The sequence below is a fragment of the Aquimarina sp. 2-A2 genome (genome assembly GCF_045505135.1).
Taxonomy (GTDB): Bacteria; Bacteroidota; Bacteroidia; order Flavobacteriales; family Flavobacteriaceae; genus Aquimarina; species Aquimarina intermedia.
Map to the genome: position 1 here is coordinate 358,907 of NZ_JBJKFI010000001.1, position 17,426 is coordinate 376,332.

At 37.1% G+C, this 17,426-nt stretch carries 14 protein-coding genes; 4 read left to right on the top strand and 10 right to left on the bottom strand.

What is annotated here, in order from left to right:
- Positions 1 to 10 precede the first annotated feature (10 nt).
- From ACJRPK_RS01640 to ACJRPK_RS01660, 5 genes are all read right to left on the bottom strand, one after another.
- Complete coding sequence (locus tag ACJRPK_RS01640; RefSeq protein WP_407138135.1) at positions 11 to 523, bottom strand: flavodoxin family protein; 513 nt, start codon at positions 521 to 523, stop codon at positions 11 to 13.
- A 63-nt stretch (positions 524 to 586) separates the two neighbouring features.
- On the bottom strand, positions 587 to 1,591 hold the full coding sequence (locus ACJRPK_RS01645) for a vWA domain-containing protein (protein WP_407138136.1): 1,005 nt from the start codon (positions 1,589 to 1,591) through the stop codon (positions 587 to 589).
- On the bottom strand, positions 1,591 to 3,255 hold the full coding sequence (locus ACJRPK_RS01650; protein ID WP_407138137.1) for a BatD family protein: 1,665 nt from the start codon (positions 3,253 to 3,255) through the stop codon (positions 1,591 to 1,593). Before ACJRPK_RS01650 ends, ACJRPK_RS01645 begins: the two co-directional genes overlap by 1 nt.
- 17 nt (positions 3,256 to 3,272) lie before the next feature.
- A complete protein-coding gene (locus tag ACJRPK_RS01655; RefSeq protein ID WP_407138138.1) occupies positions 3,273 to 4,139 on the bottom strand; it encodes a DUF58 domain-containing protein in 867 nt (288 codons plus the stop codon).
- Between the two features lie 88 nt (positions 4,140 to 4,227).
- Positions 4,228 to 5,229, bottom strand: a complete 1,002-nt coding sequence (locus tag ACJRPK_RS01660; RefSeq protein ID WP_407138139.1) for an AAA family ATPase — start codon at positions 5,227 to 5,229, stop codon at positions 4,228 to 4,230.
- 279 nt (positions 5,230 to 5,508) lie between these two features.
- Here ACJRPK_RS01660 and ACJRPK_RS01665 point away from each other — a divergent pair, with 279 nt between their 5' ends.
- The 3 genes from ACJRPK_RS01665 (at position 5,509) to ACJRPK_RS01675 (ending at position 8,204) form a co-directional block, all read left to right on the top strand.
- The gene (locus ACJRPK_RS01665) at positions 5,509 to 6,264 is read left to right on the top strand and encodes an SDR family NAD(P)-dependent oxidoreductase (protein WP_407138803.1); all 756 of its coding nucleotides are present in this window, start codon (positions 5,509 to 5,511) and stop codon (positions 6,262 to 6,264) included.
- 71 nt (positions 6,265 to 6,335) lie between these two features.
- The gene (locus ACJRPK_RS01670) at positions 6,336 to 7,472 is read left to right on the top strand and encodes an ATP-binding protein (protein ID WP_407138140.1); all 1,137 of its coding nucleotides are present in this window, start codon (positions 6,336 to 6,338) and stop codon (positions 7,470 to 7,472) included.
- A 6-nt stretch (positions 7,473 to 7,478) separates the two neighbouring features.
- A complete protein-coding gene (locus ACJRPK_RS01675; protein WP_407138141.1) occupies positions 7,479 to 8,204 on the top strand; it encodes a metallophosphoesterase family protein in 726 nt (241 codons plus the stop codon).
- A 19-nt stretch (positions 8,205 to 8,223) separates the two neighbouring features.
- Here ACJRPK_RS01675 and ACJRPK_RS01680 read toward each other — a convergent pair whose 3' ends face one another.
- The 5 genes from ACJRPK_RS01680 to ACJRPK_RS01700 form a co-directional block, all read right to left on the bottom strand.
- The gene (locus tag ACJRPK_RS01680; protein WP_407138142.1) at positions 8,224 to 8,676 is read right to left on the bottom strand and encodes a hypothetical protein; all 453 of its coding nucleotides are present in this window, start codon (positions 8,674 to 8,676) and stop codon (positions 8,224 to 8,226) included.
- Between the two features lie 53 nt (positions 8,677 to 8,729).
- A complete protein-coding gene (locus ACJRPK_RS01685; protein ID WP_407138143.1) occupies positions 8,730 to 12,413 on the bottom strand; it encodes a T9SS type A sorting domain-containing protein in 3,684 nt (1,227 codons plus the stop codon).
- 456 nt (positions 12,414 to 12,869) lie between these two features.
- The gene (locus ACJRPK_RS01690) at positions 12,870 to 14,423 is read right to left on the bottom strand and encodes an aldehyde dehydrogenase family protein (protein WP_407138144.1); all 1,554 of its coding nucleotides are present in this window, start codon (positions 14,421 to 14,423) and stop codon (positions 12,870 to 12,872) included.
- 156 nt (positions 14,424 to 14,579) lie between these two features.
- Positions 14,580 to 15,119 (bottom strand): 3-hydroxyanthranilate 3,4-dioxygenase, encoded by a 540-nt coding sequence (locus tag ACJRPK_RS01695; RefSeq protein WP_407138145.1) that lies wholly within the window; start codon positions 15,117 to 15,119, stop codon positions 14,580 to 14,582.
- A gap of 197 nt (positions 15,120 to 15,316) precedes the next feature.
- The gene (locus ACJRPK_RS01700) at positions 15,317 to 16,249 is read right to left on the bottom strand and encodes a nicotinic acid mononucleotide adenyltransferase (protein ID WP_407138146.1); all 933 of its coding nucleotides are present in this window, start codon (positions 16,247 to 16,249) and stop codon (positions 15,317 to 15,319) included.
- A 176-nt stretch (positions 16,250 to 16,425) separates the two neighbouring features.
- On the opposite strand from ACJRPK_RS01700, the gene ACJRPK_RS01705 reads away from it, so the two are divergent.
- Entirely contained in the window at positions 16,426 to 17,421 is a 996-nt protein-coding gene (locus ACJRPK_RS01705) for an NAD(P)H-dependent glycerol-3-phosphate dehydrogenase (RefSeq protein ID WP_148781886.1), read from the top strand.
- The last annotated feature ends 5 nt before the right edge of the window (positions 17,422 to 17,426 follow it).

Here is a 17,426-nt window from a genome sequence, read left to right on the forward strand (position 1 = left end):
ATTATTATTTCTATAGCGGATTAATTAATTGTGCAAACTTTGTAATTTTCTCTTTCACTTCTTTCGGAATACTGTCCACTTCTACCCAAGTATGTATATCACCTATGAATTTCATTCCTAAGTAATCCGCACTTCGGACAAAAGGCATCGTAAAACTCTCATCACGATCATCATGATTACTACAACTAATTACAGCCATATTTTTACCTCTTAGCATACGCCCATATTCCTTCTCCTTATTTAAAAAATCAGAAATCCGATCTAAAAACACCTTTGTGATACCACTCATGGTATACCAATAAATTGGTGTTGCAAATACAATAGTTTGATAATTTTCAACTAACATTTTAAATAATTCATTAAAATCGTCATCATGATTTATAAAATTATAATCGTAATGATTTATTCTCTTTTGACTCAAATCTATCACATCATAAGCTATTTTTTCTCTTAAAAATGAAACTATCTTAGCTGTATCTCCATCACTTCTCGAACTTCCTAGTAATATGATTCCTTGATTCAAATTCTAATTATTAATTTAAAAAAACGTGGCCTTTTTAGATTCTTTATACATGACAAACAAACATTAAATAAAACTTCTAAAAAGAGTATGCTTTAAAAGGAGTTCCAAAAACAATAAACCTATGGCAATTAACACTAGAATTCTAAATTTTTCCTGGTAGTTATAAAACTTAAACTCCTCAACATCTGTTTTCTCCAGTTTATTGATTTCTTCATATATCGCTTCCAGTTTCTTATTATCAGTTGCCCGGAAGTATTTTCCCCCGGTCATTTTTGCAATTTCTTTGAGCAAAGGCTCATCTATTTCAACTTTTACCCGCTCATAGCGGAAGGCCCCATTGGGTAAAATAGCTACGGGTGCCAGTGCCATTCCGTTAGTACCTAATCCAATCGTGTATGTTTTTATTCCGTACTCCATAGCCAGTTCTGAAGCAATTTTGGGATCAATAAAACCGGCGTTGTTGGATCCATCTGTCAATAAAATAATAACTTTACTTTTTGCCTTGCTATCTTTTAATCGATTTACGGCAGTTGCTAACCCCATTCCGATTGCGGTACCATTTTCTAGAATAGTATTGTATTCGATTTGATTCATGGCACTTAAAACAATGGATTTATCGCTGGTAAGGGGTGTTTTAGTAAAACTCTCTCCTGCGTACACCACCAGTCCGATTCTATCGCTGGGTCGTTCTTTAACAAATTCTGCTGCCACTTCTTTTAACGCCTCAAGACGATTGGGTTTTAAATCTTTGGCAAGCATACTGGCAGAGACGTCAATAGCCATGACGATATCAATACCTTTTGTTGTTTTTGTTCTACTGGATACATCGACGGTTCGTGGTCTTGCCAATCCTAAGATAATCAGACTTAACGCCAACAATCGTAGTATAAACAAGATCGGTCTTAACCTTGCCAGAAAACTTTTTTTGTACTTAAATCCGCTGACACTGGATATTTTTAATGTAGCCTGTTGCTTGTTGATTTTCCATATATACCAACCTATCAACAACGGAAATAAGGCAAAAAGCCAAAAGAAGTACGGATCTTCAAAAATATACTTATCAAACATTATCTATCGGCATTTTTAAGTTCTACAGAAGTAATTATGCGCTGTGCGACCTCATCAGCATATAGGTCGTCCTCATCAAACACAACAGTTATTTGTTGAAAACCTCCATTTTCAGCAAAATTCAACATGATATACTCATTTTTTTGTTTTTCCTGCGTGGTTGGGTTTGTCACCTCAAGATTTCCAAAAACTTGAATGCCTTCTGCTCCCCCCAAGGTTTTATATTCCTCTGTTTTAACTGTTATATTTTTAGCGCCCTGCGACTCAAACTTTCCTACAATTCCTTCGACCGCTTTTTCGAGATCCACTTGATTTTTTGGATCAGGAGCCACAGTACTAACCGCAACGTATATGTTTCCTGTCATTTCGCCATACACAAAAGTTTCATTTCCTTTTAAGATTTGTTTCTGAGCTTCGGTTAGTTGATAGTTGTTACGCAATAGTACTTCTGGTGTAGCAATCGCAACAGGTGGCGTACCGTAAGCACTGGATATCCATTCTTGCTTGGCAAGTGTTCTTGTAGGATGCCCAAAAATTGAGTCGATCGTTTCCTGATATCCGTTACGCCAAACAACCACTCCAAAAATAATTCCAACTACTGCTACAACGGCAATACTAGCCATTACTATCTTTTTTCGTTGTTCTTTCTGAGCTTTTGTCTTTCTGTACTCTTCATCTGCTAATAATTCTTCTTCGGTAGGTTCAGGAATTGCTTCTTTCGTCTTATTGATCACCTGCTCTATAGCCGTACGATCAGCTCGTGCTGTCAACTTATCAGGTCGTGATTTTGCAAACTTAGCCAAATCGGCTGTCATCAGAACTCTTTTTAATTCTTGTAACGTCTCTGATTCTAATAATAAAGTTCCCGATTCTATTTCTCGATTTAACCTTGCTATTAATTCGTCGGTAGTGCTTTCCATTGCGTGGTCATAGATCTCTTCATCGATATATTTACGTGCGGTATCACTAAGTATCGAGTAATATTCTTTGTGCGAATCCTTTTCTAATAAATCGGAAGTGTCAATCATACGCAAGGCTTCGATGGCACGTTCATAGGGAGGAAGTTCTTTTGCTTTTTCAGCTTTTTTCTTCTTTCGGTAGCGTAATAAAAAAATTAATAGGGCACCTACTAAAAGAATAATAACCGCATACCATATATAATCACGCCATTGAAACGACGGTGGATCGACCTCAACCATCGGTTTGATCTCAAACATTTTCTGTTTGGTTGTATCTACAAGTACTTCCCGCACTTCCACCTGAATAGAGTCTGTCGTAAAAGCCTGCTCACCAATAAGCACTCGCTGACCTGGAATTGTATACGCGCCGGTATCAAACTGGGTCAGACCATATTTTTTGATAATATTGTATCTGTTATTTTTGATGGTCGTATCTGCAGGAAAAGATTCAATGACCTCCATAGGTAAGAATGTTTTTCCTTCCGGAAATACTACCGTTTGCGTAGAATCAGCCTGCACTTCTAACGTATATTGAATTTCTTCACCTATTTTAATGGAAGTACTATCAACTTGGGCTTTCACCTGTGCAATTGCACTCGTGCCTGTCAAAAGAAAAAAGGATACTAAAATCAATATCCTTTGCATTACGATTTGAGGAAATCGATTATATTTCATAAAATCATATGGTATGCGGTTCGCTGTCATTCGTATATTTTGTTTAGCTATCCTCTTCTTTTAAAATAACCGAGTAATTTTTTTACATAGCTTTCATCAACTCTGGTACTTATTACACCTGCACCACTTCGTGTAAAACTTTCTGTAAAATAAGAAACCCGTTCGTTGTATTGCTTGGCGTATTGCGTTCTTGTTCTCTTAGAACCTGTGTTAACCAACATAAGTTCGTTGGTTTCTTCATCTTCCATTTGAACCATTCCTAAGTTGGGTAGTGTTTCTTCTTTTGGATCATACACCCTTATCCCTGTCACATCGTGTTTATTGCCGGCAATTTTTAGTGTATGCTGATAATCATCAGCCATAAAATCTGAAAGCAGGAACACAATAGCTTTCTTTTTCATCACACTGGACAGAAATTTCAACGCCTCGGCAATATTTGTTTTTTGACTTTTTGGTTCAAACTCTATAAGTTCCCTAATAATTCGCAGTACGTGGAATCTCCCCTTCTTTGGCGGAATGTATAATTCTATTGTATCCGTAAAAAGTATCAGCCCAATTTTATCATTATTCTGAGTGGCAGAAAAGGCCAAGGTGGCTGCTATCTCTGTGATGATTTCTTTTTTAAAAAATTGAGAAGTTCCAAAATTTTGAGAACCCGACACATCCACCATAAGCATCATGGTCAGCTCACGTTCTTCCTCAAATACTTTTATATACGGTTCGTTGTATCGAGCAGTAACATTCCAGTCAATACTACGCACATCATCACCAAATTGATATTGCCTCACTTCGCTAAACGTCATCCCTCTACCTTTGAAGGTTGAGTGGTACTCACCTCCAAAAATATGGTCACTTAGACGACGTGTCTTAATTTCAATTTTTCTGACCTTTTTTAATAAAGCTTTGGTATCCATAGCTATTTGAGATTCTTAAAATGCACAGACCCTATGCTGCACGATAAACAGTTTGTCTTTTGCTCCTTACAATAAACGTTCCTGCTGATTAAGGCACCTCAATCTCGTTGACAATCTTATTGATTATATCTTCAGACGTAATATTCTCCGCTTCGGCTTCATAAGTAATACCGATTCTGTGGCGCAACACATCATGAACAACAGCTCTTACATCTTCTGGAATCACGTAACCTCTTCTCTTGATAAAAGCATAGCACTTAGCTGCAGTTGCCATATTTATACTTCCTCGCGGCGAGGCCCCAAAGTTAATAAGTGGTTTTAGCTCTTCAAGATTATATTTTTCAGGAAAACGCGTAGCAAAAATTATATCGAGAATATATTTTTCGATTTTTTCATCCATATATACTTCCCGAACTACCTTTTGAGCATTAATAATTTGTTCTACCGAGACTACAGGATTCACTTTTTCAAAACTTCCGGAAAGGTTGGCTCGTACGATTAACTGTTCTTCTTCCAACAGCGGGTATTTAATGACTGTTTTCAACATAAAACGGTCAACCTGAGCTTCGGGTAATGGATAGGTTCCTTCTTGTTCCACCGGGTTTTGTGTGGCCATAACCAAAAATGGTTTATCTAATATAAAAGTTTCATCTCCGATAGTTACCTGTTTCTCCTGCATTGCCTCCAGTAAAGCACTCTGTACTTTTGCCGGAGCCCTGTTAATTTCATCTGCCAGAACAAAATTGGCAAAAATTGGACCTTTTTTGATTGAGAAATCATTCTCTTTCATGTTGTAAATCATAGTTCCTACAACATCAGCCGGTAATAAATCCGGGGTAAACTGAATTCTACTAAAACTACCATGAACAGCTTTGGAAAGTGTATTAATCGCCAACGTTTTTGCTAATCCGGGAACTCCTTCCAGTAAAATATGGCCTTGACCTAATAATCCTATGAGTAATCGTTCTACCATATGTTTTTGGCCAACTATTACTTTATTCATCTCCATGGCGAGTAAATCGACAAACGCTGATTCCCTCTGTATTTTCTCATTTATTGAGGCAATATCGATAGCACTATTTTCTTCCATTCATTAAATATTTTAAAAGCGTGAATTTAACATTCAAGATTCAAGATTGCAAATTGTTTAATTAATTTTCGGTTCCTTGTTAATTATAGGTTAAATAACGATATGTGATTTTTTTAAAAGCCCTTAATTTAAAGTATCTTTAATCCTAAATAAGCGTAAGCACCTACAGCAATCGCTTAAAAAAAGACGAGGTAATAATTGCAGTGTTGCAAACTTAACCTCAATTCGCTTACTTAAGAGTTTTATGCAGGGAGCATTAAATTAATTTTAAACTATTAAATTGTGAAGACAGCATTAATTACAGGAGCTACCAGTGGTATTGGAAAGGCGACAGCTCGTGAGTTGGCAAAACATAAAATTAACTTGATAGTATGTGGTCGTCGTACAGATCGGCTACAACGATTAAAGAAGGAGTTAGAAGCTCAGGTGAGCGTATATACACTAAGTTTTGATGTGCGAAATAAGGAAGAAGTATTTGATGCCATTAAAGGGCTTCCCGAAACCTTTGCTACTATTGATATCTTAATAAACAATGCCGGTAACGCACATGGACTTGATCCTATTCAAGATGGTAATCTCGAAGATTGGGACGCAATGATTGATATCAATATAAAAGGTTTATTGTATGTTTCAAAAGCAATCATCCCTGGAATGATCGAAAAAGGTTCTGGTCATATTATCAATATTGGCTCCATTGCAGGAAAAGAGGTGTATCCTAATGGGAATGTGTATACTGCAAGTAAACATGCAGTTGATGCTTTAAACAAAGCCATGTTATTGGATTTGAACGGAAAAGGAATTCGTGTAGGCGCGGTTCATCCGGGATTGGTTGAGACAGAATTTAGTGAAGTTCGTTTCAAAGGTGACGCTGATAAAGCAGCTTCGGTGTATAAGGGGTTTTCTCCTTTAAAACCAGAAGATATTGCAGATATCATTGCTTTTGTAGTTACTCGCCCCTATCACGTGAATATTTCGGATCTTGTTGTATTGCCCACCGCTCAGGCCAATAGTACTACAGTTTATAAAACACTCTAAACAAAACCTCATATAAATAACCACTTGAAAAAAGCGTAACCCAGATAATAGTAACCCCAAATTAATTTCCCGTGATTAACAAACGACTTTTAGTAAAGCATCTATTAGCTCATAATGATGAAAATAGTTTTTATGACAAAAAACGCTTGCTTAATATCGGAGAGCGTGAGGGGAAAGCAAAGTTTTTAAAACATATATGTGCACTGGCCAATTCTAATCCAGAGAATACCTCCTATATTGTTATTGGGGTTGAAGATGAGGACAACACCATCTCTGGTGTTGATTTTTTTGATGATAGTAAGATTCAAAATTTAGTTAATGCATATCTCGAGAATCCGCCATTGGTAGCATATGAGAATATTCCCTTTCCGCATTTACCGGAAGATAAAGTAGTGGGCTTAGTTTCTATAAGATCACAAAAAGGAAAACTTTGTGCCTTAAGAAAGAATATCTGGAAATATTATGGAGGTACCGTCTTTTTTAGAGAAGGCAGTATTAGTATGCCCAAGGTTTTTGACATTGAAATCAAAGATATGAATTCTCAAATTGTAGCTGCTATTGAGAATAACGCCCAGAATAATATTGAACTCACCCTGGATGGCGTTTTTGATTTTCTGAAATTTCGACGAGATTACAATCCGCAATACAAAGTGTTTAAAGAGTATTTTGTGGTCTGCTGGGCGGGAAAAGCACATGAAACTGAGAAAACCACCTATTATTCGCGAGTTGATATTGCGCTGATTAACGAACAGGTAAAGTTATTTTATTCTGAACTTGATGAGGTAAGCATTACAATTTCTGAAGATGAATTTAGAATTATTGAATATGTACAGTTAGGATTGAATAAAAGCTTTAAATACTATCCTTTGGAAGAAGTCAGCATTATTTTTAGGGACAATGCACATTATGATATCGAAAGAAAACTCTTGTTTGAACCTCCCCAATTTGACAAAAAAATATTATATCATCTTTATAACAGTAATAATGTCTTGATTGATAAATTAAAATCAAACACCTCATTATCTCAGCATGAACAATCGGATCTTCTGAATTTGCCTGCAACCTATCTAATCTGTTATTTTAACGGCTTTGAAGAGGCCAAAGAAAAACTCGAAGAAGCCAAGCCCCACATAAAAAAATACAGTAAACAAGTGTACAGTTTATACAAAGAAAGTATCCGCATCTTGCGGAAAGTACGATATAACTAAAATAGTATGAGAACAATTGTCATAGGTGATATTCATGGAGGCTTTAGAGCTATTACTCAATTATTTGAAAAACTGAATCCTACTTCGGAAGACCACTTTATATTTCTTGGAGATTACGTAGATGGATGGAGCGAAAGTGTTGAGGTAATCACTTATTTAATAGCGTTGCAAGAAGAATATACGTGTACTTTTATAAGAGGAAATCACGATCAGCTATGTTATCAATGGTTACTTTCAAAAGAAGTATTACCTGAATGGTCTGCAAATGGTGGCGAATCAACAATAAAGTCTTATACCTCATCCAACATTTCTCAGTTAGAAACACATGTAGCATTTTTCAAAAACCTAAAAAACTATTACATCGATACATCCAATCGCTTGTTCATTCATGCCGGGTTTACCAATCAACACGGTCCTGAGAGCGAATATTTTGAAAAGATGTATTACTGGGATCGTACACTTTGGGAATTAGCCATTGCACTTAACCCAAATTTATCAAAAGACAGTTTATTATATCCAAAGCGCCTGCAACATTTTGATGAGATTTTTATCGGACATACACCAGTAACAAAAATTGATAAAACTACACCTATTCAGGCAGCTAATGTTTGGAATGTTGATACTGGAGCTGCTTTTAAAGGTAGCATTACAGCAATGGATATTGACAGTAAAGAATGGTGGCAATCTGATCCTGTCTATACGTTATATCCTGATGAACAAGGAAGAAACTAAATTTTTTTGATCGAGCTCCCTATTGAAACTTAACCGAAAACACCTCATAAATAGTAGCCGTCATATCAGGACAAGGTTTCTCTCTAAGTTTTAAAATGAGGGTATCAAAATTTTCTTGGGTTCTTTGCAATTGATACTGTTCACTTACAACCTTTGATACTCCGAGGGTCAAAACTTGATCTTTGGAAATCATATTTATTAAAGACGATCCTGAACCTTCAATTTTCTCAATTTTTACAACGAGCGTATGATTATAAGCCGTTCCACATAAGAGAACTTCATTAGAATGAAAGCTAATTTCTTTTGCTCGTACTAAAACGGTATTTGGATCCATGGTTTGTGATTCCCCGGAATATTGTGGTTTTTTGGGTGTGGTATCCGTTACCACAGGTTTTTTTATCTCTTGAGAGGGTTCCTGTGACTTACAAGCCCACAAAGACAAAAAGAAACAACAATAAATTAGGGTTTTCATATGTTTTAAAATAAAAAGAGGGTTACTATCCTAGTAACCCTCTAAACTAAAATTTATTTTTTGATAATCTTAAAACTTCTGTTTATAGATTGACCTTTTATCTTTACAAAATAGAATCCTGCAGGACGTGATCCGGCATTCCACTCTACTGAAGCATTCGCATCAATATTGTCATTGGCAAACACGGTTCTTCCTGAAATATCAAAAATTTCTAAAGAAACATTTTGTTTAGCTTTTAGTGTTTTAAAATTAAAAACGAAACGATCAGAAGATGGGTTTGGATATACTAAGGGTGTTATCTCGCTTCCAATAACAGCTAGTGTTTCAGGTGCAGCTTCTTGAGTTTCCGGAGTCGTAGCTGTTGAGGTAACAGAACCAAAAATCTGAAATATCTGATCCAAGGGTTCTCTTGCCAATGCGATGGATACTGGTGTCCAGTCCGTAGCTCCTGTGCCAAACAAATTAATGCTGTCCTTAAATTGTGGCTCTAATCCAACTCCTCCTGCTTGTGAAGCCCAGAACCACTGCGTTTGATCGGGACTAAATGCTAGGTTCGTGTACACAGACAGCCAATAGGATCCGCTTTCCAGATTTACCTCTGCTGGTAATTGCAGTGTTAAATTAGTATCTGTAGCCTCTGACGTTGGTGTGATCTCGCCACTATTATAAATTTCTTCACCCGGTGCACCTGCATTGTCAGCATAGATTACAACTGTTGCACTCGTAAGTAAAGGAGCGTTATTTCCGCTACCGAAAGCAAGGATCTTTTCGATGTTCCAAACGTATCCGTCAGGAACATTAAAGTCATCTGCAGATTGTGCCAACCCTCCAAAATCTGTAAAAAACTGAGAAGGCAATGAAGAAACGGCCGGTTCAATTTGTTCGTAGATAGCCGGCTCTGTAATCGTAACCGAAAATCCTTCAGCCACTTGTTCATCACCAGAGGTTGCGATAAGACCAATTGCTGCCTTACCTAAACTATCAGGAGCATATGTTAAGGTTAAAAGATCACCTTTCAAGACTGCAGTTACCAGTTCGGGGTTTGAATTTGTTACTTCAATTGAAATTGAGTTTCCTGCTGTTTGTTCGAATAAACCTTCTATGTTAATTTCTGTCGGTTCACTGTTCTCATCAATGATTAAATCATCAAGTAAATACGCAACACTCAATTCTGACTCAGGCAGCGGATTAAAAATCATAGGAAAACGTGCGCTGAACAATCCATTACCATGCGCTGCAACGGCTATAAACCCATCTTTTCTTACTTTCACTTGATCGGTAACTGCGTTGCCGATAGCAAAAGGTTCCTTGAACCATCGTGTACGCTCGCCATTAATTCTGTTTGCATAATACAGACCAGTACTCGTAGCCGTGAATAATCGTTGAAAATTAGCTCCAAAGTATCCTGTACTGCTTCCAAAAAAGGCAGTGCTTCGTACAGAAGGTCCGTTACCCGAACCATCAGGGTTTTCTTCTAAATTTCCACTAATGTTTGTCCAGGTTTCTCCTGCATCGTCTGTAAGGAATATACTCTGAATTCTATAATTGGAAAAAGTTACAATAACACGGTCCGTATTTGAAGGATCTACTGCAATATCATTAACAAAACCGGGAGGCAATCCTTTACCTGTAGAAATATCGACAGGCTCCTGATCATCAATGTTTGCGTTATCCAATCTGTAAATGTTACCAGCATTGGTACCGTAGTACAAGCGATTGGCAACCGGATACTTGGAAATAGCTAAGGCTGTTATTGAGGTTCCCGCCGGGGAATCGGTTTTTGGTAAATCAACCCAATTCACTGTTGCTAAAGCATTAGAAAACAAGGGTAATTCATCCAAATTGTTATTTCTCCAAATTCTGTTACCAGCCGGTAAATACATTATATTATCATTATTTGGATCTAAGATAAATGGCGTGATAAATGACAAGTTGTTTGCACCTGCAGGTCGAACTCTGCTAAAAGAAACAAATGCACCTGCTTCATCAAAGTTAAATCTGTAGATATTTCCATTTTGTGAAGAAACATAACGCGTTAATCCACCATCGGCAATAGCATTATACGAACCGTCACCACCAAAATCTTCTATCCAAGGTTCAACACTTGAGGTCGATGACGTAAACCACGTACCGTTATCCTGAAATCCTGCAAGTAAATCATCAGAATTAGCTTCTGGATCAAATGATACGGCGTATGGCTGCGTAGTCACATAACCATTATTAAGTGAGATCCAGTCCACCGGTTCTGCTCCAGGATTTTCTGCAGTAATATCTTCAGTTATAAAAACACCTCCGTCATTACCGGATAATGCTTTGTTCGGGTTCGAAGGATAAAATAGTAATTCGTGTTGATCTGGGTGTTGATCGGTATAAACACTCACATTATTAAGAGGTGAGTACCCCGCTATCCAAGATTCTTGTCCCGCAGGCGTAGTAAATCCTGTTTCTGAGCGATAAATGTTAGTTCCTCCGACAAAAACATAATTGCAATTACCCGGATGTACTTTGACAACCATATTATAGCCTCCTTGTAGGTTCAGGTTTCCAACCGATCCGCCAATCGTTACAGGTAAATTTGCCGTAAGATCAGTCCACGCGGTCGCTGTACCCTCGTTGAGTGCATTGTATTTGTATAAAAATGCCGGCGTACCTCCCGCTACATTTTGCGAAAAGAAATAAACCATATTTTCGTGCATTGGATCAATTCCCATTACTGTTCTCCCTAGAGAGCCAACAATTGCTTGTGGTGTAATGTCTGTCCATGTATTTCCATCAGTAGATGTGAAGAATCCTGCATTAGGCACTCCGTTTGATGCAATGGTTGCATAGATTGTCCCTTCTGAAGTAACTGTAACTTCTGAGGTACTATCAAATCCTCCTTCAAGAACTTCTTCGAAAGAATTACCTTCATCCTGAGATCTAAAAATTCCATTAAATGTAGCAACGTATACATCCCCATTTGTTGGATTAATTGCAATAGAATTGATTAAATCAAAAGGAGCTATTGCACGAATATCCCCGTCATCTGTCGCGCTCAATAATTTCCAGGTTCTTCCACCATTTACAGATTTATAGACCCCTGTCCCTGTATAAAAAGCTCCTCCTGCACTCGCAGAATTTCCAAAACGCTCTCCAGATCCGTAATACCAAATATTTTGCTTACCTGGTCTTGGATCTTGCACGATACAAGTAATACTTGGTGACTGACGTCTGGTAGTCACTTTTCTCCAGGTTTGACCAGAATTTTCTGAACGCCATAATCCTCCGGAAACTCCCCCTGCTAAAATAACATTTTCGTTAGTGGCGTCAATTGCCAAAGCGCGTGTTCTACCCCCAACATTGTAAGGTCCTCTATTTTTCCAATATGAGAATTGTATTCCTCTAGAAGATTTTGTAGCTGCAGATTTTTGTAGATCATCTCCTGCGGTAATGTTTTTGGAAAAATCAAGTTCCAAGCCTCTAATTTCTAGTGGAAGCTGTCCCGTGTACGGATCTTTTAGTCTATTGAACTCGTATTCCATACGCTCCAATGCTTTGTCCCCTACAGCTTTTGGAGCACCTTCAATAGCTCCGGTAGTATTGTCGTACAGTTTTGACTGCTTATAAAGTTGATGACCCCGCGGTGTCGGTTGTGGATCCGCTTCTGTTTTTAATGTTTGTGCAGTTGTTGTATATCCTAACAACAATAATAAAAAGACACAAACATTGCTCTTTGTAGAGAGTAATGATAAATGCATAGTTTAAGTTAATTTGTGTGAATTCTGCAAAACTAACTGATTTTTTTTAGTTTTTACTACTAAAACTCCTGAACTCTATTGTATTAAAAGCAACGATAAACTTCTTCACTTCATTTTATATACGAACTGCACTTGGTCTTAATCAAACCATTGATAATCAAAATTATATACTATAGTTATTAACTATAACTCTTACGAAACAGGATGTTTTTCTTATCAAACTACTATTGTATTAGCACTTAACGAAATGTTAATTGCGGTAAAACCGTAATAAAAAAACGGTCTTTAGGGCAATAAAATAAACTTCGCTGAAATAACATTGTCTATCATCAACCTTGCTTTTCATAGAAATTAGAAAACCCGTATAAAAACCGGCAGGATACAAAAAAAACCTGTAAAGTTTGACTTTACAGGTTTTTTTAAAGCTTTCCAGACGTTACTGGCGCTCATTTATTATTACAAGTCGAACTTGATACCTTGCGCTAGCGGTAACTCGGTTGTATAATTTATGGTATTGGTTTGTCTTCTCATATATACCTTCCAAGCATCAGAACCGGATTCTCGTCCGCCACCGGTATCTTTTTCACCTCCAAACGCACCACCGATCTCAGCTCCTGAGGTTCCGATATTCACATTTGCTATTCCGCAATCAGATCCTGTATGAGATAGGAAACGTTCGGCTTCTCTAAGATTATTGGTCATGATTGCAGAGGATAACCCTTGTGCGACTCCGTTCTGCACATCAATTGCGTTTTCTACATCACCTGAATACTTTAGTAAATATAATACAGGTGCAAATGTCTCGTGTTGTACGATTTCAAAAGAATTCTCGGCTTCAGCAATAGCTGGTTTCACATAGCAACCACTTTCATATCCTTCGCCAGAAAGCACGCCTCCCTCAACCACAATCTTACCACCTTCTTCAACAACTCTGGACAATGCACTTTCATATCCTTTGACCGCATCTTTATCAATCAGCGGACCTACATGATTGTTCTCGTCAAGCGGATTTCCTATACGCAATTGTTTGTATGCATCCACAACAGCATTCTTTACTTTATCGTAGATAGATTCGTGTATAATCAAACGACGTGTAGAGGTACAACGTTGACCGGCGGTACCCACAGCCCCAAAAACAGCGCCTATAACGGTCATCTTAATATCCGCATCAGGGGTTACAATTATTGCGTTATTACCCCCCAACTCCAACAAGGATTTTCCTAATCGCTGTCCAACGGTGGCAGCTACAATCTTACCCATACGCGTTGATCCGGTTGCCGAGATTAATGGAACTCTTTTATCAGTAGTCATGAATTCTCCCACCTGATAATCCCCATTAATCAAATTGGATATGCCTTCTGGTAAGTTATTATCTTTTAAAACTTTGGCAATAATATTTTGACAAGCCACACCACATAAAGGTGTCTTTTCACTTGGTTTCCAGATACATACATCTCCGCAAACCCAAGCCAAAGCGGTATTCCATGCCCATACAGCTACAGGAAAATTAAAAGCAGAAATAATACCTACGATTCCCAGAGGATGGTACTGCTCATACATACGATGTCCAGGGCGCTCAGAATGCATAGTGAGTCCGTGCAGTTGCCTTGACAATCCTACTGCAAAATCACATATATCGATCATTTCCTGAACTTCACCCAATCCTTCTTGATAGGATTTTCCCATTTCATAAGAAACCAGTTTACCTAAGGGTTCTTTTAATCGACGTAATTCTTCTCCAAACTGACGCACTATCTCTCCGCGTAAGGGAGCAGGCATTACGCGCCATTCTTTAAAAGCGCTGCTTGCCTTTGTAATAACGCGTTCATAATCCTCTTTTGTGGTCGCGCTTACTTTTGCGATCAATTCACCATCAACCGGAGAGGTTGAAGAGAATTCTGATCCCGATGCGAACCATTCTGATCCTGTAGAAGTTCCTTTATTCGTAGCTGAAACTCCAAGTTGCTTTAATGCTTCCTGAATTCCAAAGTCTGTTGCTATCATTGTCATGTTATGCTATTTTATGTAAAATGTAAATATAAGTCCTTAAAAACATAATTTAAAATCTGACTGATTTTGAATCAGTTTTTAAGTTATTTTTATCACAGGCTTCTAATAAATTGTCAAATTGATGTTTAACTGATCTCAATTTATAAAATTTGATAGTTAGTCATGTGCTACAAAACGTTCGTCCACCGCCATAACGTTACCGCAGTTATTGCATGTACGCAGCTCCTTGTTCTCATAGAAGTGCTTAAAATGCTTTAAAAAATCTGTCTCTATATCAGTAAGTTTAAAATACACTTCGTGAAGTTTATTATTACAGATATCACAAAACCAAAGCAAGCCGTCTTTGGCATCTAAGTCCAAACGCTTCCGTTCGATCACTAACCCTATAGAATTTTCGTGACGTACCGGTGAATGTGGTACTCCGCCAGGATGCAAGTACATATCTCCGGGGCCTAACTGCATTGTCTTTTTTACTCCTTCATCCTGTACATGTACTTCAATAGTCCCTTCCAGCTGATAAAAAAGTTCTTCGGTTTCATTGTAGTGATAATCTTTACGTGCATTGGGTCCTCCAACAATCATTACGATATAATCACCTGCATCTTTATATAGATTTTTGTTACCTACAGGAGGTTTTAACAGTGCTCTGTTTTCATCAATCCACTGTTTAAGATTAAAGGGTTTTTGAATTGCCATATCTTGATTTTTGGTTGTATAAAATTACATATTCTTGAGAGGTTCTCAATACAAAGAAGATTTAAATTTTAAGGAATTAACATATTATTTTAAAAAGTAAAGAATGTTGAGATAACTCCCTTTAAATTAAAAAAGAAATCGCTCTTACAAAACAAGTTTGCAGAGCGATTTCTAACTAAATAACCAACCAAAAATTTTTATAACACGGAGCTCTTTTTAAGAAACTCAGATTTTTTCATTCTTTTCTTATTATTCTGAAGTTTACTTTTGCCTTCAGCATTTTTAAATTGAACATATCCCCTTCCTACAAAACGATACTCAGTACCCGAAGCGGGATGATATAATTGAATCTTGTTATCATTGATAACGGTTAATTCAAAGAATTCATTGCCTAAATAATCGTAATCCAGTGTTAAAGTTTTCAGATAAAAATCATCCACTACATCATTCACCTCATAGTATCCCTCGTAATCATAATAGATTTCACTTCGAGGTGTCCCCGGTGCATCTTTTGAGCTTCTAAAATTATCTCCCAATCCAAAGGGCAAAAACTGTACATAATTCTCTTCGTCAAATTCATTAATTGCACCATACTGACTCGTAAAAACTTTTTCCCAAGTGCTATACTCATGCAAGAAGTAATGAATGTTGTCGTAGAAAACTTTTTCATAGTCAAAAGTACTTCGTTGATAGCCTTCTAAAAAATAGGAGGTGTTGGTAACGGCATCATAAATCTCAATTTCATTTCCTGATTTCTGAATAACTTCCAGATCATACACACCGTCCAGATCATGATCTATTTGCACCTCGGTACGATATGTCGCATACAATCCTACATCAAGTCCGAAGCCTCCACCATTGTCTCCAATCCCAACTAAATTATTATTAGCATAAAATGTTCCATTTTTAAATGAAACAGTAAACGCTTTTTGAAGAAAAGGCACTTCTCCTTTTCCTTGGGTTCTTTCGATATCTACGTACCATATTTCATAAGACTGTAACAATTCATCCAGATTAAAAACAGGTTGCGGCTCTTCGATATAGTTTTCTTCAACGACTACCTCAGCAACACATGCATTAAATAAAAAGAGGCCAGATATTCCAGCAAAAAGTAATAGTAATGGTCTCATAAGCTTATATTTTAGATTATAGCAAAGGAGAACCAAAAGACATGCCAAACTTTTAATACTTTGTTAATCAAAGGTTTAATTTAATTTCTATTTTGTTTATTTTTGGCGTTATAATAGATTTCGATGTAAAGTTTATTCATTAGGTTTGAAATCCAGAAAAGAAAAAAGAAAATCCATTGAAAGATAAACCAAAATTTGCAGTCATAGGTGGGGGTAGTTGGGCTACAGCTATTGTCAAAATGTTAACCGAAAATGTTGAAGTTGTAGGATGGTATATGCGTAGCGTGTACGCAATCGAACATTTAAAACGACAACAACATAATCCAAGCTATTTAAGTTCGGTTGAATTTAAAAATGAGCAGCTGAAACTTACTGATAATATTAATGAAGCTGTCGAAGAAGCTGATTATGTGATTTTCGCAATTCCATCAGCTTTTTTGCATACAGAATTAAAAAAACTAAATGTATCTCTTGAAAATAAGATTATCTTTTCAGCTATTAAAGGTATCGTTCCGGAAACCGGCCTGATCGTAGGTGAATATTTTAATGAAATTTATGACATCCCTCTTGATAATATCGGGGTAATTACTGGTCCTTGTCATGCCGAAGAGGTCGCATTAGAGCGCCTATCTTATCTGACTATTGCATGTAATGATGCGGAAAAGGCCAAAGTTGTCGCTGCACATTTAAGCAGTGAGTACATAAGTTGTAAAATTAGTGATGATATTATTGGTACCGAATATGCCGCAATGCTTAAGAATATTTATGCGATCGCTGCAGGAATTGCTCATGGCTTAGGATACGGGGATAATTTTCAAAGTGTTTTGATGAGCAATGCTATTCGTGAGATGAAACGTTTTATCAAAAAGGTGCATAATATGAAGCGTAACATTAACAACTCGGCCTATTTGGGAGATCTTTTGGTAACCGGTTACTCTGTCTTTTCACGCAATAGAATGTTTGGGAATATGATAGGCAAAGGATATACGGTAAAAAGCGCACAAATGGAAATGAGTATGGTTGCTGAAGGTTACTACGCTACAAAAAGCGCTTACGTAATAAATACAGATAAAGGAGCCAAAACTCCTATCATCGATGCTGTATATGCGATACTATATGATCATAAAGAGCCCAAAAAGATCTTTAAAAAATTAGCAGATCGACTGGACTAACTAAT

What these genes read in the sequence shown, in the direction of transcription:
- ACJRPK_RS01680 (WP_407138142.1), bottom strand. Translation starts at nt 8,676, where the DNA reads ATGAAAACCCTAATTTATTGTTGTTTCTTTTTGTCTTTGTGGGCTTGT.
- ACJRPK_RS01685 (WP_407138143.1), bottom strand. Translation starts at nt 12,413, where the DNA reads ATGCATTTATCATTACTCTCTACAAAGAGCAATGTTTGTGTCTTTTTA.
- ACJRPK_RS01655 (WP_407138138.1), bottom strand. Translation starts at nt 4,139, where the DNA reads ATGGATACCAAAGCTTTATTAAAAAAGGTCAGAAAAATTGAAATTAAG.
- ACJRPK_RS01660 (WP_407138139.1), bottom strand. Translation starts at nt 5,229, where the DNA reads ATGGAAGAAAATAGTGCTATCGATATTGCCTCAATAAATGAGAAAATA.
- ACJRPK_RS01690 (WP_407138144.1), bottom strand. Translation starts at nt 14,423, where the DNA reads ATGACAATGATAGCAACAGACTTTGGAATTCAGGAAGCATTAAAGCAA.
- ACJRPK_RS01700 (WP_407138146.1), bottom strand. Translation starts at nt 16,249, where the DNA reads ATGAGACCATTACTATTACTTTTTGCTGGAATATCTGGCCTCTTTTTA.
- ACJRPK_RS01650 (WP_407138137.1), bottom strand. Translation starts at nt 3,255, where the DNA reads ATGACAGCGAACCGCATACCATATGATTTTATGAAATATAATCGATTT.
- ACJRPK_RS01675 (WP_407138141.1), top strand. Translation starts at nt 7,479, where the DNA reads ATGAGAACAATTGTCATAGGTGATATTCATGGAGGCTTTAGAGCTATT.
- ACJRPK_RS01695 (WP_407138145.1), bottom strand. Translation starts at nt 15,119, where the DNA reads ATGGCAATTCAAAAACCCTTTAATCTTAAACAGTGGATTGATGAAAAC.
- ACJRPK_RS01645 (WP_407138136.1), bottom strand. Translation starts at nt 1,591, where the DNA reads ATGTTTGATAAGTATATTTTTGAAGATCCGTACTTCTTTTGGCTTTTT.